Annotated in this window: 17 protein-coding genes; 14 read left to right on the top strand and 3 right to left on the bottom strand. The window is 41.1% G+C overall.

The genetic code is table 11. The features are described 5' to 3' along the window. Window positions 1-590: 590 nt before the first annotated feature. From KFE98_01605 to KFE98_01540, 14 genes are all read left to right on the top strand, one after another. Window positions 591-2,417 carry a hypothetical protein gene (locus tag KFE98_01605; GenBank protein UTW62881.1) on the top strand — a complete coding sequence of 609 codons (1,827 nt, stop codon included), beginning with the start codon at window positions 591-593 and terminating at the stop codon, window positions 2,415-2,417. Beyond that, entirely contained in the window at window positions 2,351-8,077 is a 5,727-nt protein-coding gene (locus tag KFE98_01600) for a hypothetical protein (GenBank protein UTW62880.1), read from the top strand. Before KFE98_01605 ends, KFE98_01600 begins: the two co-directional genes overlap by 67 nt. Next, entirely contained in the window at window positions 7,975-10,071 is a 2,097-nt protein-coding gene (locus KFE98_01595) for a hypothetical protein (GenBank protein UTW62879.1), read from the top strand. Before KFE98_01600 ends, KFE98_01595 begins: the two co-directional genes overlap by 103 nt. Window positions 10,072-10,100: 29 nt before the next feature. Continuing rightward, the gene (locus KFE98_01590) at window positions 10,101-10,754 is read left to right on the top strand and encodes a hypothetical protein (GenBank protein UTW62878.1); all 654 of its coding nucleotides are present in this window, start codon (window positions 10,101-10,103) and stop codon (window positions 10,752-10,754) included. After that, window positions 10,751-11,425 carry a hypothetical protein gene (locus tag KFE98_01585; protein UTW62877.1) on the top strand — a complete coding sequence of 225 codons (675 nt, stop codon included), beginning with the start codon at window positions 10,751-10,753 and terminating at the stop codon, window positions 11,423-11,425. The genes KFE98_01590 and KFE98_01585 overlap by 4 nt, the downstream gene beginning before the upstream one ends. 97 nt (window positions 11,426-11,522) lie before the next feature. Continuing rightward, window positions 11,523-11,990 carry a tetratricopeptide repeat protein gene (locus tag KFE98_01580; GenBank protein ID UTW62876.1) on the top strand — a complete coding sequence of 156 codons (468 nt, stop codon included), beginning with the start codon at window positions 11,523-11,525 and terminating at the stop codon, window positions 11,988-11,990. A gap of 32 nt (window positions 11,991-12,022) precedes the next feature. After that, window positions 12,023-12,298 carry a transposase gene (locus KFE98_01575; GenBank protein ID UTW62875.1) on the top strand — a complete coding sequence of 92 codons (276 nt, stop codon included), beginning with the start codon at window positions 12,023-12,025 and terminating at the stop codon, window positions 12,296-12,298. A gap of 23 nt (window positions 12,299-12,321) precedes the next feature. Then, a complete protein-coding gene (locus KFE98_01570) occupies window positions 12,322-13,071 on the top strand; it encodes an IS3 family transposase (protein UTW62874.1) in 750 nt (249 codons plus the stop codon). 177 nt (window positions 13,072-13,248) lie between these two features. After that, window positions 13,249-13,659 carry an SRPBCC family protein gene (locus KFE98_01565; protein UTW62873.1) on the top strand — a complete coding sequence of 137 codons (411 nt, stop codon included), beginning with the start codon at window positions 13,249-13,251 and terminating at the stop codon, window positions 13,657-13,659. 168 nt (window positions 13,660-13,827) lie between these two features. Continuing rightward, window positions 13,828-14,373, top strand: coding sequence for an SRPBCC domain-containing protein (locus tag KFE98_01560; protein ID UTW62872.1), 546 nt, complete (start codon window positions 13,828-13,830; stop codon window positions 14,371-14,373). 186 nt (window positions 14,374-14,559) lie between these two features. Next, window positions 14,560-16,341 (top strand): helix-turn-helix domain-containing protein, encoded by a 1,782-nt coding sequence (locus tag KFE98_01555; GenBank protein ID UTW62871.1) that lies wholly within the window; start codon window positions 14,560-14,562, stop codon window positions 16,339-16,341. A gap of 141 nt (window positions 16,342-16,482) precedes the next feature. Then, window positions 16,483-17,361, top strand: coding sequence for an alpha/beta hydrolase (locus KFE98_01550; protein UTW62870.1), 879 nt, complete (start codon window positions 16,483-16,485; stop codon window positions 17,359-17,361). Next, complete coding sequence (locus tag KFE98_01545) at window positions 17,358-18,536, top strand: alpha/beta hydrolase (GenBank protein ID UTW62869.1); 1,179 nt, start codon at window positions 17,358-17,360, stop codon at window positions 18,534-18,536. Before KFE98_01550 ends, KFE98_01545 begins: the two co-directional genes overlap by 4 nt. Continuing rightward, the gene (locus tag KFE98_01540) at window positions 18,517-18,771 is read left to right on the top strand and encodes a hypothetical protein (protein UTW62868.1); all 255 of its coding nucleotides are present in this window, start codon (window positions 18,517-18,519) and stop codon (window positions 18,769-18,771) included. Before KFE98_01545 ends, KFE98_01540 begins: the two co-directional genes overlap by 20 nt. A gap of 76 nt (window positions 18,772-18,847) precedes the next feature. Here KFE98_01540 and KFE98_01535 read toward each other — a convergent pair whose 3' ends face one another. The 3 genes from KFE98_01535 to KFE98_01525 all read right to left on the bottom strand — a co-directional run bounded on the left by KFE98_01535 (window position 18,848) and on the right by KFE98_01525 (window position 20,791). After that, window positions 18,848-19,597 (bottom strand): IS3 family transposase, encoded by a 750-nt coding sequence (locus KFE98_01535; protein ID UTW62867.1) that lies wholly within the window; start codon window positions 19,595-19,597, stop codon window positions 18,848-18,850. A gap of 23 nt (window positions 19,598-19,620) precedes the next feature. Further along, a complete protein-coding gene (locus KFE98_01530; protein ID UTW62866.1) occupies window positions 19,621-19,896 on the bottom strand; it encodes a transposase in 276 nt (91 codons plus the stop codon). 106 nt (window positions 19,897-20,002) lie between these two features. Next, window positions 20,003-20,791: a restriction endonuclease gene (locus KFE98_01525; protein UTW62865.1), complete on the bottom strand. Its 789-nt coding sequence runs from the start codon at window positions 20,789-20,791 to the stop codon at window positions 20,003-20,005.

Raw genomic sequence — 20,791 nt, 5'->3', positions numbered from 1 at the left:
GGGCCACTCGGAACCAAATTGTATGGATCGGGAGAAAATACAGACAACTACCTAACAGGGTAGTCTCCGATCATTCTAAAGCTCTTTTATTTGAGCTAATAAACCACCTTAGCAGCCTACTTAGATATTTCATTTTTTTCGGGCTAATAAGATACCAAAACGATTAATGTGAATAGATCGACCTGTTTCGTCATGAGCCAACCCGACAAGATTCGGGTTGAGTTCCCAACAACCTAGACTCCAAACCAACGGAGTCGTCCTGATCCAAATGCAACCTTTTGAATGGGTGGAACCCTACCATCCACCGAATGGGTTGAAAGGCCTTATCTATTTTTTTTCTGAGCAATCAATTTTCAGGAATTTTCGTTGCTACAATTTGTAGCGAACTTCGGGTTTATTCGAAGTAAAATTGTAGTAATTTTTTAATTCATTGAAAATCAGATAAATAAAAAGTTTTCAACTTCGGGTTTATTCGAGTCTGTTTTGAAAAAGACTTTCTACCTTAGATAAGCAAAATGCTTAAAACCAGCCTTTTCTGAACCAAAAAGGCCAACAAATAACCACTTGTTAAACCAAATTTCTATACTGCTATGTACCGCAAAATCGTCTTGCTTTTCGCCTCATTGGCCCTAATTCCTTTTGCTCAGGCTCAACTCATTGGAACCGGAGAAAACGGAGCACCTCTACCTCGACAGGCCGAACCATTCAAAATAGATGCCGGAGCTTATCGAGGTGATGTAAACTTGTTTAACGGAACCTATACTTCTTCTCACGATTTAGGAACAGTTTCCAATCCCAATGGACTATCCTATACCCTCAGTCTGAATTATTCCTCGACCTATACCGGAGGAAATGATGTTGGGATATTAGGTGGTATCCCTTACGGCGAGGGGTGGAGTTTAAACATTCCTTCCATTTCGGTGAGTAGCGAGATTTACGAAGACAATAACTATTACGATTGGAATCAATACCACAACGGAGTTAATGGATGTAATTCCTCTGGGTTTGTGAACAATCTGACCCACAGTGCAGCCAATGGTCAAGTTTATTGGTATGCTCCTTATGTATCTGTGCCGGGCGTGGTCAGTGGCCGAGCGGTTTATAAATACTACGATGCTACGGACAACCGGCATGTTTTCGTCTTGAACGGATTTGACCGTTATGTGGAAGTTTGGTTGGCTGGAAGTAGTTGGCATTTAAGATTGGATAATGGGGTAGAGTATCACTTTAGAAAGGCGATAAAGACATACCGACAAGCCAATCACAGAAGAGTATTTGAAAATACAAATACCACCCTGGTCAATGATCCGGAAAATTCTACGGTACGAGAAAAATTAAAGGCCGAGATTGATCCGAAGAGCGAGTATCTGAAATGGTACTGTACAAGTATTGAAGATCCGTCAAAACCTTCAACACCAGCTATTGGATTCGAGTACGAAGATTTCGGAGGCTTCAACTATTTTGCCGAATACCAAAACGAAAACCAACAGTACTTTGATGAAGCGATGCGTACCCGGTTGCACTTTATTGACTTGGGATCTGGGAATAAAGACATTGCCATGGAACTTCCAGATTTGACGGTTTATAAAGATGTGCTGCTAACCAAAGTAGTAGCCCGCAATTTCTACGGCAACGAAGAATGGTTGGAACTGGACTATTCCACTTTTGGAGGCAGTGTGGCCAATCCTTATTACATGGATCACAAGGATAGTGATGTATTTAGAAAGGATTCTATGTACAACTACGAATCGGTGTACTATGCCGGCGAATATGGGGATGGATCTTCCGTTTATGACCCTGTAAAGCCTGGGGTAAGTTCTTCGGGTGTAAATTTCGGAAGCTGGGACCGTGTTTTGCACGGAATGCACGACAATGTCCAGAACAATTTGAGTAGTGTTTCCTCATTTTCTTCCACCTCCAATCCTTATTACATCAATCATAACAGCCATGGAGATATTTATGTAAAAGAGAACGTTTCTGGAAGCAATAATTTGGTTTTTGATCATGGCTATTTGAGTGGATATGTGGCGGCTGGAAATGGAAACAAGGACACCCGAATTCCTGGAGACTTATACGAGTTAAGAACGGTGGTTAGCAACAAACAGGGCGGTACGAACCCCTCGGGATTTTTGAACCTGGATATATCGGTAAACTCTGGTGGAAATACCAATTCCGATGTAGCCTTAAGCGGTTCTTTTCCGCCTTTGGATTACCAGTTAAAGACCTACGAAGAGGAAAAACACAACCAACCGATATTTTCGACTTTTTCGCGATCGGTTAAGTGGAATGCCCGGGCAATACAGATCCCGCAAATCCTAATGGGTTATTGGTCACTTCCAATTTGTTTTCCATGCCCCTGTTTAATCAGGATAACCCGGGGATTTACATTCAGATTGGTCCTGCCAATGGTGACTTGAATTACAATGCAGCCTTCAATGATGTGAAGAGCGGAGCTGGCCCTACCTATTCTTCAGCCGATGCCCTAGGGGCTTATGACTACAACAACCAAATGCCTTGTGAATTTAAGAATATGCCCTCCACTTTCGGAGTGGGATTGCCCTGGTTTCAGGTAAAACACTTGTATGAATACTATTATCAGTCTTCACCGGATGATATTTATAATTTTTGGTGGAATGACCAGTCATCGGGCACCTATACATGGGATAATACACCAACTCTTGCCAATGATGAAGCCAAGCTGAGAGCAGTAGAGTTGATACGATACAGCAAAAATCCCTACATGCTTTCTCATGTAAAAAAATACGTAATCAATGGAGCGGTTTCTGCTCAGGCAGCCACAGGCCTTACTGGACCCGGTATCAGTCAAGTGGCAGATTATGAATTGACCTATACAACCGAGAATTATCAATTTCCATCTTATCGCGGAGCCAATCCAGCGCAAAGTGAATTCTACCGAACAGCTTTTTTGTTGGAATCGGTGAGGGAGAATCCAACTTATCCTACAAACAATGCCCAACAGTCAACCCTCACGCAAGCCGATTACGACGCGGCGCCCTTGACTCAATTTGATTATGGAACAGCGGTGAATTACGGGGACACCTTTTGCACTGGGGTAGGAGATTGTGAGTTGTACTTGTTTACCTTTTATCCCTTAACTGAAGTGGTGAACCCGCTCGGAGGAAAAACTAAAATCACCTATCAGAATAACCCCAATTTTAAAGGTCAAACTACCGAGGTCAATTATTCCGGGCGTAGGGAAAACTATGCGTGGAAGTACCAAAAAAGAAACACGGATGTAGTCCAACTGAATCATCAGGTGAGTGCGGTTGAATTACAGGATGAAAACGGCTGGCAAACGACGTCTTATCAATTCTCTAATCCTACCTTAAAACACGAACTCCAGGAGTTAAATACCAGTCATTTTAAGACCCACAGTAGGAAATCAGATATTGGTTTTACTACTGCTACGGTGACGCATCCAGCCATTAATGGAAAAGAAAATACAACTGTTTACACCCACTATACTACTGAACTGGGAGGATTGGTATTTGGAAAGCTAAAAACCATTGAAAAGAAAGATGACAACGGTGTGCTTTTCGAAAAAACGGAGATTAGCTTCGATACTACCCACGCCTTTGAAAACGGCTTTTTCAAGCACAGTAATGTATTTAACCGCAACAAATGGCGCTTCGATTATACCGACCGCGTACTTTCTTCCACCGATCCCTTCTTCGACGGAGGTGCTGGGGACGAACAAGTGAGTAGCGCTGATATTCAATTTTCTGGTACTACGCCTCGAACCACTCCTCCGGTGTTTTATGAAGCTATTTATGCCGATCCCAATGACCGGCTGTATTGGGACAGTTGGTTTATTAAGAAAACCCAGACCAAAACCACTGAATACGACCCAAATGGTTGCGTGATTGATGATAGTTATTACTTGACTTCCGGTGGTGGGTTTACTTCTAATCCCTATGATCACGATGTATTGACTCAGGTATTGGGAGTTGGTACAGGAAGTGAGAAGGAGAGCATTTTGATTGAAAATTCGCCTTTGAGTGATTCCTTGCAGTATTACCTGACCGATCCCGCCTACGGCTTGAGTAATGAGAATTATTCCACCGTGTTTTCCCATCAAGATCACATTCAGGAAGATGTTTTAGACAAACTCATTGATCGCATCCCGTTGATTAGTGAGGACGCTTTGAAAACCATTTTGCTCTCCCAAAACAGAGATTACAGTCAGGAGCTGTTAGAAACTCTGATGGATTATCCTTCTCTGGACGATCATTTTGCCCTTAAGGAAACCATGATCGCCCAGGACTCCATTGGGGATTCGGTATTTTATGCTTTAATGGACCGTACACAGATTGACCGCGGCTTGCTAAAGACGGTTCTTTTAAGCCGGGAGCACATCAGCGGTAATGTGATTGAGCGAATCAGTGATTCGGTGGCGGTATGGACAGATGGAGGAGAGCTTTTAAAAAGTGCAGCGCAAAGCAGTGCCGTATATCCGAATAATACCACCATGAATTACCTGGCGGGAAATGCGGTGCTATCCGATAACCTATTGAAAGATCTTTTCACAGCTTGTCCTTACCAAACTGAGAATGCGGTTATCTCTACTCTGGATAGCAGGTTTCCGAACATTGATCCACAAATCAGGGCAGATATTGTGAATAGCCAAACGGGCAAGCCGATATATACGAACTACCTGGATTCCATGGGTTACGATACGCTTTGGCAAGCAGCTCTCTATGTGAATACATCCGAAGTTGTTGATCTTCAGAAGGAGTTGGATCTAATTGAGCAAGTAGAAGAAAACAACCTGAATGAAGAAGATTTTATAACTGAAGCATCCGATTTATCGCCTCTGAGGGATACAGTACTGCTGGCTATTTTAAAATACGCTTCAAACTACTCTTCGGAAACCTGGTTTTCCGTTTTGAGCATTCAACCTGCCTTTTCCGATCAGGTGGTTCAAACTATTATTGATGAACCAACCTTTCAAGATCATCATTTGACCGCCCTTTTAAATGCTCAACCTTCCGGGCTAAGTGAAGTGGGGTTAGCTACCCTTTTGCAACGAATTAGTCTGGTAGGCGAGGAAATGATTAAACCGGTTTTACTCACTCAACCGGTAATTTCAGAGGCCAATTTTAACCACTTGTTGTCTACCACCTACAGCAATGGATTGGTGGAAGCCCTGTTACACAAACGAGGAAACTTTTCCGATTCCTTTTTAACCGGATTGATGGGAAGCAGCCGAAATTTTTCTTCAACAGTAATCGCCCAGGTGTTACTCAAGCAACACCATTTTCCATCAGACAATGTCCTTCATGCTTTGCTGGATCATACACCGACCTATGATGAAGATGATCTGTTTAACGTACTGGCCTCTATTGATCGACCCTACGATAGTTTGTTACTCCCTAAAATAAACTCGACTTTGCCCACCTACAACGTGTTGCTGGGCTACTTGAACAACAAATTGAAAGTGACAGGGAATGCACCCAACCTGACCTATTACTGCAACAATCCCTATTTGACCCAGGCCCTGAGCATTGAAACCATTACCCAATACGATTACTATGAGGCTAATTACAAAGGAGAAACCACCACAGAAGGTTATGCTCATTTATTGCCTAAATCAGGAGTTGCCTCAAACCAATTACTATTCGAACCAACCTGGCAGCTCTACCGGCAAAAGACTTATTCGCCTCAACTGCCTGGAGCTTTTGACCAAAAAGAGTACTTCTACTACTATGATCTAAAAAACCGGTATGACAATACCACCTGCGGAACGGTGGATAATACCAGCCCGATTTATTCCAACACGCGATGTCATGCCACGGCAGGAACCAATGGAGCGATCAATAAGTCCCACAGGCATGGCCTGCGCGATATTGTTTTTGAACAGCGCCAAAGTAGTCGCTATGCGATCAACCAGGATGTATTAACCCGATCCAACTATTACCTGTACGATACCCTTTGGAATCCGATGTATGAACCGGAAGACACTGTGATTACCATCAATGGAGATCCTTGCGGTCCAGTGGTGACATTTGAAGATAGTGTTGCTTCTTTGGGATGCCAGCAAGTAAAGGTTCCCTTCTGGTATGCCACCGGAAATATTGGTTTTTGGAACATTGTAATGTATGTGAAAACCCAGCCGGATTATACCTTCTATGCCTGTCCGTGTGAAGGGGCAGATAGCGCTCGTAGTTGGTGGGGATGGAATGTGGGTTGGTCCAATCCTGTCGGATTAACCACTCAGTGCTTGGGAGACTCTATAGAGACGGAAGAAGAAGGCGGTGGAGCAGAACAAGTGTTGGTTAGCGAATACTATTCCGGTCGTTTCTTGATGCTTCGTTCGATTCACTCCCAGGTGGATACGCTTTCGCTGGATGACTGGAACAATTATACTGCTGGAAACTACGGAGCTTCCACCGCCAAGAAATACTTGCTTGAGTTTGAAGATCACGATGTGGTATTTCCTTACGACACCTTACGCACGTTTTATGTGCATGACCGGGGAGAATATGGACAGGTCAAACTATATGAAAATGAACGAGGCTTAAAAACACGGTTATACTATGGAGCCAAGAAGGATCTGTACTACATGGACCCCAATTGCCACCGGAATGATTACAGTGGGTTCTACAATCCAGCTCCGGGACTGCCCTACAGGGTGACTCAAGGGTATGGACGTAGCGATTCACTCTCTACCACATTTAGTTATTACCCGAACAAGGAACTTAAGAATTCCACCGATCCGAATGGAATGTTGGTTCAGGGAGATTTTGATGCCTTTGGAAGGTTAGAGAGGACCTATCGTAACGGAGAATTGACTCAGCGCTATGACTATCACTTTTCTAATGGTACAAATGGTGTTTTCGCTACCGATGCGGAAAACAACTATACCGAAGTCTTTACCCGAAACCGAGTAGGATCGAATGCTGGATCGCAATTGCGCACTTATCTGGATCCTTTGGGCAGGGAATTCTATACGGTGAATGCTATGACCAGCGATGTGACGCAAGGCTCTTCTCACTTTGCCCCCTATGTGAATTCGGGAAGTGTTTCCTATGATGATCTTAACCGACGGTTGCAATCCTTCCGACCCTTTGCCCGAATCAGCGGTTCGATGGCCCCTCAGGGAAATGGTCAGTATAGCGGAGCCGATGCTACTAACCACCAGGCCTATGCTTATGAAGAACATGGCAAGAACCGTATTTTGTTTCAGGCCGAACCAGGAGAGGACATTAATACAGGCCATGTAAAGGCTTATGAGTATCAGATGACCAACTACCTATGTATGTTCTGTGACTTGGGAGTTTCTTTAGCCCGGGGTCAGCAGTTAATGCCTGCCTTAAGCGCCCTAACGCCAGATAGCAACTACGTGTTCAGCAAACAGACCATGATTGATGAGGATGGAAAGATGACAGCGACCTTTACTAATGCCCTGGGTCAAAAGGTGGCAACTAAAAGCCAAATCAGCAATACCCGGGATGCAGTGACGCTGTTCTTATACGATGCCTATGGAAACCTGACTCAGACGATTAACCCGGAGGATAATCCAACTTACTACGATTACAACATCTTAGGATGGATTTACCGTCAGGTAGCACCTGCCGATGGGGGAGAGAAGAAGTTTCAATATGACCTGAGCGGTAACGTAGTTTTAGAGATTGACGAAAACGGTAAGGCAGATCCAGATAGTTTGATTTACCGGAAATACGAATACGATGCCTATGGTCGAATGACTGTACAATACCGTCTGTCTCCCGATCACATCGGGGAGAATGCCAGCTTTTTGGGTTACCATTTTGATTACTTAATCTATGAGGATGATACCTTGTTTGAGGATTTGGGAAGCGGGTATTACAATTACGAATACATCTATGACTTTAGTGGACGTTCGACCCTAAGTTGGTTAAACTCCATGCGAACCGGAAATGGGACCAAGTATCCAGGCTCAAATACATTCACTGAAACCGGTACTTTGAGCTTATGGGGGAAGTACAAAATTCACTCACTTGGCCGGAGAAAAAATGGTACTATCCGATCCATACCGATCTGGTCAATCCTGAAGGCAATGGACGAATTTTTCTAACAGAATCTTACGGAAACCAGGTGGACCAGTATTCCGCTCCACGTAAGATCGAAGTGGCTAATTATACCTACAATGAAGAAGGTCAGTTGGAAAGCTTAAAACGAACTTTCGCAGCCAATGGATTGAGCCGAGTTCCAGGCCTTTCTACCGTTATTGATTTTGCTGAATACGATTTGCTCGGAAACCCATTAACAGTTAATGTGGATGTAAACGACGATCAAACCTTGGATATTCAGTACCACTATACCTACGATGGCTTTGCCCGATTGAAGGAGGTATATGCCAATTTTGACAATAGCAAGGAGCTGGGTAATCGCATTGCAAAGTACTTCTACGACGATGCCCAGGGGTTGATTCAGCGCATTCACTACGACAAAAACTGTTCGTCTTCAGTAGGCTCCCCGGGATATACGGGAGTAACTGTTGACACGATCAAAATGAGTTACGATGTTAGGAATCGATTAACTGGAATAGATAGTAAGTTCTACGATGAAACCTTGTATTACGATAGTAGCAAGCCCCATAACGGTACTTACGCGATGGGAACCAGCAATTACAACGGAAACATGAATGCGGCGTTGCATGAGTATGATATGGCTTTGTTTCCTATGGCCTCCAACTTTACCGACCCCACCTATTATGGGTATTCCTACGACGGCATTAACCGCTTGACTGTCGCCGATGCCTATTCGAATCAGTTTAGCTCCATTGGCGGCCAAGACTTAGTTGGGGATGCTTCTTTTACCTATGACAGAAGTGGAAATATTTTAACCCTTAAGCGAAACTACGAAGAGTCCTCACAGGTAAAAGACCACAATTGGAAATACCAGTACTTGCATACCACACGGAAAAATCAATTGAGTTCCATTCAAAGCCTGGGGCAGGGAGCTGGACGTTTGTATGCTTATGATCCAAACGGAAACTTGAACCTGGACAACGCCCGTAATTTGAGCCAATTTAGCTACGGTAGGGCCAACCTTCCTTTTGAATTATTTACCCAGAATGATCAGGTTAACTATCTTTATTCGGTCAATGACAACCGAATCTATAAACGAGCTATGAACACTTCCGGGACAACAATCCATCCGATTCAATCCTTGGAGTATTACCTGTACGATAATCAGGGCAAAACACTGGGTGTTTTGGATATGAATAAAGGGGAGTGGACCTGGTACGTATTCGGTCACCAGCGCATTGCCCGCCTTACACCAGATAGCGACCAACAGCCCTATTTTACCAGTGGAAATACCGGGAAACCTCAAGACACTTTGGGTTTGAACAACGATTGGAAAGTTCACGTTGGAGGATCTTTATCGGCTCACGACTGGGTGGACCCTGATGCGCTGGAAAACGGACGAAACGATGGGAATTATCCCCTGGTATTAAACTCCACCCGAGTAGATGGAGAACCGATGGTCTTTACCGATGATAGTTTGGTGACATACCAGCAACAAAATCCGGGAGCCACGGTAATCCTACTTTCAGACATGATCTTTTCCAATGGGTACAATGCGATTGGCTTATGGGATACTGAAGGTCACTACCTCGACTTCCACCTCACCGATTGGGCCATTCCTCTGGAACACCCCGGAGCGGAGGATCAAAATACCGATGCCACCAATCCGCCGGCGACTCCAAACCCAGGACAGCCTTATGCATACCACGGAAATGTTTCATTGGGAGAAGTTACCTACTACGTACAGGATCATTTGGGGAATACTCGGGTGTTGTATAGTCCGGAGGTAACGAATTGTGACTCGACTTATATAGATACCACTTGGGTGTTTGTCAGTGATTCCTGTTATTTTGATCAACAGTTGGAACAAACGGTTTGTGATACTACCTGGATGGCGGTATTGAATACCGCTGGCTTTGATTTGAGTTATGATTTGAAGGGGCTTATGATTATTTTCCCTATGGTCGGAGTCTCCGCGAATTTTTGCCTGGAGAAGAGAAATACAAATATCAAGGCTCCAATGAAGCATCTGAGTTAAGTCGTCATACCTTTTCGACTCATTACCGAATGTTGGATACAGAAGTGGCACGTTGGTGGAGTGTAGATCCCAAGGCGAATGAGCTTCCTTGGCAGTCGGTATATAATTCTATGGATGGAAATCCTATTGGTAATACTGATGTTCTTGGGGATAAGGTGAGATATAAGGGTAAAGGTGCTCGGAGAGATGCTCGTCAGGCGGCAAAAGTTGATGAGACTTGGGCTCAGGAATTGGAAGCAATGAAGCATTCTGAAGAGGTGTACACACTGATAAATACCAAAACTTATAAAAAGAAAGGCAAAATCGTTTACGATGGTGTTAAAGCGGGAACTTTGACAGGGAAAAAAGAAGTTGTGGCCAAAAATCAGGAATTCAGAACATTTAAAGGAAAGACCCGAGATTTGGATGTTCTCTATAGTTCAAGTGGAGTCGAAAGACACAAAGTAGGAAAGTCTCGTAGCAATATTGACCTTCCTGGAGATATGAGGGATGTGAAGGAAAATGGATATGAGGCTCATCAGCAAAAAATGGATCGAAGGGCATCATTTAGTCGAGCTGTGGGAAAAGTACTCTATATTCTTCAAGGTCCGGGAACGTTAGGTTATAGTCAAGATCCTGAACCAATACATCCGTCTATTATAATAAAAGCTGAACAGCGTGCTAAGGAAAAAGGAAATTTATGAAAAGTCTATTGGTATTCTTATTTTTTATTTTGAATGGCACTTTGTTTGCGGCACGAGATACCATTTTTATCATTCAAGCTCCCTCAACCGATGTCTTGGCAGCTAAGCTGGTTTGTATTGATACGGTAGCGAGAGTATTTATGCGTTCGAATAATCCAGAACTTGAAAGGTTTGTTCGTCTAAAGGGATCGGAAAGATGTTATGGAATTGAATCTCAAAAGAAATATTCACCCAAAAAGGATTTTCTGTGGAGTTCAATGATAATGATTCACATTTTCGAATATTCAGACCTTATGCCTGATACGCTTAATAGTCCTTTCGATATACCCATTTGTTATCATGATTACCAAAGTTTGGTCAGGCCTTATACTGGCTTTCATCGCACTTCGAAGTTGTTTAGGCAATATTCAAAATTGAACGGGATAATGTCAGATTTAAAGCCTTTTTTCTTAAATCAAAAAGATTGTTTTTATCCCGGAATGCAACTTAAGTATTTGGATGTTCTCTTGATCTTGAATCGAATCGAGATGTCTTTAAAAGAAGAGGAGCCGAATTTTGACAATGTTCTGGATACGATTATTTCGCAAACAGAATCTGATACCGTTGTGGTAGCCTACTATTCCATTAATAAAAAGGGAAATTTGGTGCTGGATGAAATTGAGAATAAATAGTCTTACAAGGATAATACGGTAGAATTAGGTCTACTTGGGTTTAATGCACCCTCAGTATATCTTTTTGTTAAAGATTCTAATTCAAAATTTCTTATTTATGAAGGAGCGGGGAGAGTTTATGCACCCTATCGAAAAAAGGGGAGTGACTATGTTGAATTTGACATGGATGACTAAACTCTTATTCATAGGTATCGTTCAAATACTTCTGATTTCTTGTTCGAATAAAACTGAAGTCAGGCAGTTGAATGAATTGGGGTTCTCTCAATATAACTCTGAAGAGTATGAAAAGGCTATTCTTACTTTTTCTGTGGCCTTGGAGCTGGATGAAAAAAGTCATGAGTCCTATAATGGAAGAGCTTTAGCGAAAAAGGCGATGGGAAGGACAAAAGAAGCACTTTCAGATTATGATAGGGCAATTCAAATTTTAGAGGATACGGTATATCTAAATAGTCGAGCAAAAGCAAAATTCGATTTGGATGATTTGGAAGGAGCTGTTTCGGATTATTCCAGGTGTTTAGAGCTTAATCCAAATTATTATTTGCCCTGTAGATACCCCAAAAAATAGGACAGTAAGTTTAATTGATAAATTTACTGATTATGACCCGACGGAAGTTTACCTCTAAGTTCAAGACCAAAGTGGTTTTGGAAGCCTTAAAAGAACGAAGCAGTTTAGCAGAACTGGCTCAGAAATACGAATTACAACCCACCCAGATCAGCGCCTGGAAACGAGAGTTTTTAGAAGGAGCTACCCAAGTGTTTGATTCTGGGAAATCAAGCAAGAAAAGCGAAGCCGAGCAGGAGAAGGATAAATTACTCAAGACCATCGGTAAGCTCAAAGTGGAAAACGATTTTTTAAAAGACGCCTTGCGCTAAGACCCTTAGCAGAACGCCGTGATATGATACGCAAGGGTCATTCTACTTTGAGCTTAGTCAAGCAGTGTAAAATGCTGGACATTCATCGCTCAGGACTGTATTACAAGCCCCAACCCGAAAGTGATTTCAATCTAAAACTGATGCGGGAAATAGATGAACACTACCTTCACCATCCTTTCAAAGGAGCTAAACGCATGCACATCTGGCTTACCCGTGACAAAGGGTACCAGGTGAGCAAAAATCGGATAGAACGGCTTTATTACCGGGTTATGGGATTAAGAGCCATTATGCCGGGCAGACATACTTCCAGGCGATGCAAGTCTCATCCGGTATATCCCTACTTGCTCAGAAACCTGACCATAGATCGACCGAACCAGGTATGGGCCACGGACATCACTTACATCCCCATGGAAAAGGGATATATGTATTTAGTGGCCATCATTGATCTATACAGCCGGTATGTGGTTAACTGGAGCATCTCCAATAGCATGGATGCAGCTTGGTGTAGAGCAACCCTTCAGGATGCTATTGAAATGCATGGAAAACCTGAGATTATCAATACTGATCAGGGCAGTCAGTTTACCGCAGAGGAGTTCTCTTCTTTTGTACTCAAACAAGGAATAAGACTGAGCATGGATGGAAAAGGACGAGCAACGGACAATGCTTTTATTGAAAGGCTTTGGAGAAATATCAAATACGAAAAACTCTATCTGAATCCTCCCACCGATGGACTGGATCTTTACCTGAAAACAGCAGAATACTTTAACTACTAAAACAACGAAAGAAGGCATCAGGCTTTGGACTATCAAATACCTATTCACCGATATGAAAAAGCTGCCTAAAACAAACTTAACTTTGACAAATAGCTGTCCTCATACTTGGGGTATCTACATACAATCGTTGTGGTGCATTTAAGAAACGAACGAAATAACAAGTAAAATATAGGAATTATGGATAGAATAACTGTAAAAACTTCTGTTCAAGCGGAAATTGACAAAGTTTGGAATTATTGGACTGAACCAAAACATATAACGAATTGGAATTTTGCGACTGATGAATGGACTTGCCCAAGTGCAGAAAATGACCTAAAACCGAATGGAACATTTTCTTGGCGAATGGAAGCTAAAGATGGAAGTATTGGATTTGACTTTGAGGGAACTTACGAGAAAATTGTTGACAAAGAATTGATTTCTTACAAAATGTCGGACGGACGAAAGGTTGACATTGAATTCACTCAAAACGGAAATGAAATTCAAGTCAGCGAAACATTTGATGCAGAGGGAACAAACTCTGACGAACAGCAACGTGCAGGATGGCAAGCTATACTTGGGAATTTTAAAAAATACGTTGAATCGGAATAAAAAAAACGACACCACAACAATGGCTATAAGTAATTGCTTTTTCTCGCCTACTTCTGAAAATCCGCGAGGATTTTCAGTTTGGTGTGTACTTGCAAAGTTAATCGCTAACCCACGCAACTACTCATAGCCGGGACCGTTGTGCGGCAGCTAAAACCTAACTGCAAATAGATGAAACAAGTATTTGGACTTTTAACATTAATGCTTTTGACATTATCGGCTTGTAATAACATGACCGACAAATCGAGCAAACAACAAAATCAGAATACAGAAATGAAACAGATAAAAATCGTTAGACAATTTGAAGTGTTACCTGATAAGGTATTTGCGGCATTTACAAAACCCAATGATATGATTGTTTGGTGGACATCAGACACCAAATTCGATATTGACTTGCGAGTAGGCGGACAGTACACCATAACGAGAACGGAAGGAAAAGATACTTTTGTTATGACAGGGAAATATTTGGAAGTTGAACAACCTAATAAACTCAAATACACCTGTGCAATGCCTGACTTTTCACCTGTCGTAGATACAATAACTGTAGAAATTAAACCTGATGGGAAACGAGGTTCTCAGTTAATATTTATTCAAGTAGGTGAAGGTATTAGCGAAGAGTTACGAAAGCTTCCTGAAGGAACTATTTCGGATACTGAAAAAGGTTGGAATTACGGATTTGATCTAATGGAAAAATCTTGGAAACAAAACAAAAAATAAAAGCCGACCGCACAACAATGGCTATACGTAATGCGAGCTATACTACCGATATGAGAGTAATTACATTTAATAAACTTTACGGTAGGCAGACAATGAAGTGCCTTGAAATCCCGCACTACGCATAGCCGAGACCGTTAGCCTCAATTATCAAAATAAAAAAGAACAATACAAATCAGAGATTTACATTTGAATAAATCAAACATTCATATAGCTGTTCTTCCTTTCAAGGTTTTTAGCAATAAAACAGATTTAGAATATTTAGGAGATGGACTTTCAGAGTTCATCATCAATAAGCTATCAATAATTGATGGATTAAGATTGACTTCAAGCACTTCTAGTTTCAGGTTTAAAAACTCGCCTCTAAGTTTAAAAGAAATTTCCGAATCACTTCAAGCTCATGTTGTAGTAGAAGGCTCTGTTACTATTATTGACAAAAAAATAAAAGTATTAACCAACCTTATAGATCCAATCAATGACCATGTACTTTGGTCTCAATCTTGGAAAGATGATTTTAATAATATTATAGACTTAGAAGAGGAAATAAGTACCGAGATAGCTGAAAAACTTCGTGAGAATTTTTGGCACTTCGATTTTTCTGGGTTTAATCTAAGAAAGCAGAACGTTTCGGTGGATGCTTATTTGCATTACTTAAAAGGACAATACCATTATAAAAAGTGGAATGAGAGTGATGTAAACAAAGCCATTGATTGCTTTAATAAAGCACTATCGTATGAAGAAAATTATGCTGCTCCTCTCATTGGCTTAGCCAACAGTTATGTTTTTTTGGCAGGCACAGGATACATCAACCCTTTCGATGCCTTCCAAAAAGTAAATCATTACTGCGATAAAGCGAAAGTCATCGCTCCTAACTCTTCAGACCTTGGATTTACATTAGGTAGCAACTATTTTTGGCAAGACTGGCAATTAAAAAATGCCTTTGTTGAGCTTAACAAAGTGTTAGAGTCCAATCCTAGCCACTCAGAATCTCATACAGTACTTTCTCTAATCTACATCTTAATTGGGAAAAGTCTTCAGGCCAACAAACACATTAACATTGCCTTACAATTAGATCCACTTTCACCAAACAAACTGTTTACAAAAGGTTGGATCGCTTATCTGGATCATGATTATGAGTTAGCAGCTAAATATTGTAACCAGGCACTAAGCTACAGCCCTAAATTAATGCCTGCTATCGTTATCAAAAGTTGTGCTCAAATTATGAGCGGTGACACAGAAGCCGTAATAGAATTTTTCACCACTAAGATGGACACTTGCAACGATGCAGCTGCATACTTTGGTGTTTTGGGATTATGTTATGCAAAACTGGAGCAATTAGAAAAGTTAGACGCCTGCAAAGACAAACTTTCTCAAATAACAACCGATCGATCCATCGCGTTTCAATTTTTGATTTACGCATTTGATAATGATCACGAAAAGGCTGTGAAATGGCTAAGACTTGCCTTTGATCAAAAAATTCCGTTACTCCTATTTCTCATTGTTGATCCTTTGATTAGCCCAATTACTCAAAATGCCGACTTCATTGAAATAAAATCTCAATTGATCAAAATTCGCTGGAGTGGATTAGAAGTAAATGAGACAGAAGTTCATATAACCACAAAAAAAACATGGTCTACCGAAGAAGTTAAGAGAGTTATTCAATTCTTCGAAAAGGAACACCCCTATTTGGATGCAGGAATAGACATACGGAAAATGGCTACAGCCATGGACATACACTGCAATAAACTCTCTGCATTGATTAATGAAGAATTTGGTAAAAACTTCAATGAGTTTATAAACGGATACCGCATTGAACTGTTCAAGGAAAGAATTGCCGATGCGAAGTACAGCCACCTTTCTATTTTGGGCTTGGCGCTGGAATGCGGCTTCAACTCAAAATCATCCTTTAACACAGCATTCAAACAGCTTACCGGCATGACTCCAAAAGCTTATAAAAACAGTATTTCTTAGTTGTAGCCAAACTCCTCCCGAAACACTTCCTGTATTATTTTCTAAAAAGGTTCGGATATACATAACCGGACGATTCCTCTTAAAAGCCAACATAGTTTTGCTTTATCAAAACACCGCAAAGGGTATGTTAAAAAGATTGTAATGGAAGCAACACAAATGCAAAACGATAACATTCAACTAAGCAAATTCAACATTAAACAAACCATGGTGGGCAAACTGAACTATACCTACCTTCAAGAAGGAAAAGGCCATCCTATTTTTTTCCTACACGGATTTCCCGATCATGCCGGGGCATGGGATGACTTAATTACCGAACTAGCTGAGTCTAACACCTGCATCTCCCCTTTTTTAAGAGGATACTATCCAACTGACATTCCTAAAGATCACGATTATTCGGCATTAAGAATTGCTGAAGACATTCACGCACTTGCACTAAAGCTAGACCTAAAAGAATATACGGTTGTAGGCCACGACTGGGGGGCAACCGTTGCCTATATCATGGCAAACCTATATCCATTGCATGTTAAAAGAGTAATTGCACTCAATATGCCACACCCCAAATTTCTGAAACCTTCTCTTAAGCTTTTGCTAAAGGCTCGGCACATTTTATACTTCGCGAATCGATCAAAATCCATAACTCGATTATCTAAAAACAACTATGCCTACCTCGATACGCTATACAAAAGGTGGAGTCCCAAACTGAGTGCCGAGCAGCTAAAATTGGAAATGGTTCATTGTTTTGAAAAACCGTGGCGAAAAGAAGCAGCTCTTGGCTATTACTGGCAACTTGGCAAAGAACGAAAACAAAAAGAAAGGTTAGCACTATACCAACAGCTTCCCACTATACCAACATTGGTTCTTATAGGGCAGAAAGATGGAACTGTTGACCTTAATCAGTTTAAAAAAATGGAAGCAGAACATTGCTTTAACCTAAGATACCATAATGAAGCTGGCCATTTTTTGCATCGGGAGGCTACGAACTTCTGCATCCAACAAATTCAACATTTTATTCAAGAATGAATGACACAATGATGAAAGATCAAGCAGATGATTTGTTTCCAATAGGATACCACAAGGTACACCCTATCAAAATCATCGATTACCAATTAAATCGGTGGTATTCTCTTGGGTTTTATGAGCTAAGTGATATAAAAATATTAGGCGCAAACATCAAGGGAATTGATGATTGGAAACCTAAAATGATAGAAATGGCTGACCATAAGCTTAAACACGGTGAGAAACTTGCAGCAGCAATGTATTACCGTGGAGCAGAGTTTTTTACAATGCCGGATGATCCTGATAAATACAAGCTTTACCAAAAATTCAGGCATTTCTTTTACCAGTCGAGTATTGTTAACTCGGAGGACTGTAAATACATCCCTTATGACAATGGTTTTATTCCTGCTATGCGATATGCTGCAAAAGGTAAAAAAACAGAAACACTCTTAATATTTGGAGGATTCGATTCTTTCATGGAAGAGTTTTGTTTAATAGCTCAAACCTTCACAAAGAGAGGTATAGAAGTTATTTGTTTTGAAGGACCAGGCCAAGGAGAACCACTAAAAGATTATGGTTTAAAGATGATTATTGATTGGGAAAAACCAACCAAAGCAGTATTGGACCATTTTAACCTTGAAGAAGCATCGCTAATGGGAATCTCTATGGGCGGATGGTGGGCGATTCGTGCCGCAGCTTTTGAACCAAGAATAACCAAAGTGATTGCATTGGGCGTTGGATATGATTACCTGGAAATTCTTCCAAAATGGGGTAAAAAACTACTACTGTTCTTCATGAAATTCAAAGGCTTCATGAACCACATGGCAAGGATAAAAATGAAGCTTATTCCACAAGAACGATGGTCCATTAATAACTTGATGCATTTAACCGGAGCGAAAACACCCATGGATGCTTCTCAAATCATTCTTCAAATGAATAAAGAGAACATTGCTTCGGAAAAAGTAACTCAAGACGTTCTTCTGCTGAGTGGTGCAAAAGATCATTTTATCCCTGTAAAAATGCATCACCTTCAGGTTAAAGCACTCAAAAATGCCCAATCAGTTACCGACCATATTTTCACAAAAAAAGATGCTGCAGAAGACCATTGCATGGTAGGTAATATGTCACTAGCAATAAACACAATTACAGCATGGCTGGAACTAAAAACAAAAAGCAAAAATGAAACAGATTATTTATAGCTCAGCAAAGCAAATTCTAGAAAATATAAAAACTGGAGAATGGAGCTGTTTAGAGGTTGCATCAGCTTTTTTGGCGCAAATAGAACAACATAATGGTACCATAAATGCTATCTCTGATCTGCGTTCAAACGAAGACATTTTAAAAGAAGCCAAAGAAAAAGATCGACACTTAAAAAACGGAAATACCCTTGGTGTAGATACCCCAAGTATGAGGACAGCTATTTGTCAAAGTTAAGTTTGTTTTAGGCAGCTTTTTCATATCGGTGAATAGGTATTTGATAGTCCAAAGCCTGATGCCTTCTTTCGTTGTTTTAGTAGTTAAAGTATTCTGCTGTTTTCAGGTAAAGATCCAGTCCATCGGTGGGAGGATTCAGATAGAGTTTTTCGTATTTGATATTTCTCCAAAGCCTTTCAATAAAAGCATTGTCCGTTGCTCGTCCTTTTCCATCCATGCTCAGTCTTATTCCTTGTTTGAGTACAAAAGAAGAGAACTCCTCTGCGGTAAACTGACTGCCCTGATCAGTATTGATAATCTCAGGTTTTCCATGCATTTCAATAGCATCCTGAAGGGTTGCTCTACACCAAGCTGCATCCATGCTATTGGAGATGCTCCAGTTAACCACATACCGGCTGTATAGATCAATGATGGCCACTAAATACATATATCCCTTTTCCATGGGGATGTAAGTGATGTCCGTGGCCCATACCTGGTTCGGTCGATCTATGGTCAGGTTTCTGAGCAAGTAGGGATATACCGGATGAGACTTGCATCGCCTGGAAGTATGTCTGCCCGGCATAATGGCTCTTAATCCCATAACCCGGTAATAAAGCCGTTCTATCCGATTTTTGCTCACCTGGTACCCTTTGTCACGGGTAAGCCAGATGTGCATGCGTTTAGCTCCTTTGAAAGGATGGTGAAGGTAGTGTTCATCTATTTCCCGCATCAGTTTTAGATTGAAATCACTTTCGGGTTGGGGCTTGTAATACAGTCCTGAGCGATGAATGTCCAGCATTTTACACTGCTTGACTAAGCTCAAAGTAGAATGACCCTTGCGTATCATATCACGGCGTTCTGCTAAGGGTCTTAGCGCAAGGCGTCTTTTAAAAAATCGTTTTCCACTTTGAGCTTACCGATGGTCTTGAGTAATTTATCCTTCTCCTGCTCGGCTTCGCTTTTCTTGCTTGATTTCCCAGAATCAAACACTTGGGTAGCTCCTTCTAAAAACTCTCGTTTCCAGGCGCTGATCTGGGTGGGTTGTAATTCGTATTTCTGAGCCAGTTCTGCTAAACTGCTTCGTTCTTTTAAGGCTTCCAAAACCACTTTGGTCTTGAACTTAGAGGTAAACTTCCGTCGGGTCATAATCAGTAAATTTATCAATTAAACTTACTGTCCTATTTTTTGGGGTATCTACAGTTTTTTGGGGAGAAGGTCAGTAGTTGTAAACTACGCCGAGTGGGGTCGACTTCTAACTTCTGTGGTAGTCAATAATCCAATCAATTATATCTTCTCTATTTTGTAGGTCAAGAATCGTTCCCATCTCACTTTTCCTTTTTTGAGAATCTTTGGAGAAATAAGAAGTGGTAAAGATTATTCCTTTGTTAGCTTGTTCGTGTCGAATTACATCACAGAAACTTCTGATAATATCTATCCCTATGTTTTTCTTATATCTTTTGCACTCTACAAGGAATTTGATTGGGAATCCTCCAATTTGTTGAATCGCCAATATATCATATCCTCCGTCTTTCGTTTGCTTCGTTAGGTTTACTTCAAATCCCTTTGAATAAAGAAGTTCAGCAATAATCTCTTCAAATTTTCTTGGTTCAATTACCTGCAAAAGGTTATGGTCTTCGTATATGCTTTTAATCAGATTTTTTGTGTTGTCTACTACTTGGATTAGTTCCTCTTCTTCAATTTCCTCTTCTTGAAAGTCATCAAAATTATACTCAAAAGCTGATAAATCAGGAATTGATGCCTGAAGCCTTTTGGCTATCTCAGCAAATTGGGAAGTCGGTGGATTAGGCACTTCAAATTTTGGAATGTTCAGTTGAAGTGGTTGGTAGTTCTTTTGAAATTCAGATAAGACCCTAACAATCCCTTGATCCCGCATTTGAAGCTTCTGAGATATCTCTTGCAGCTGGGTCACATAACTCGGCACCATAAGTGACTGCATGCGTCTCATTTGTTCTGCTAATTCGTATATCCCCATTTTCTTTGTTTCAATTGCGCCCAACGTTCTGTGTAAAATGCGTTTCAA

This window comes from bacterium SCSIO 12741, assembly GCA_024398055.1.
In the GTDB taxonomy this organism is placed as follows: Bacteria; Bacteroidota; Bacteroidia; order Flavobacteriales_G; family Salibacteraceae; genus SCSIO-12741.
Note: the sequence above shows the minus strand (reverse complement) of the source record. Positions and strands in the feature narration are given on the sequence as shown.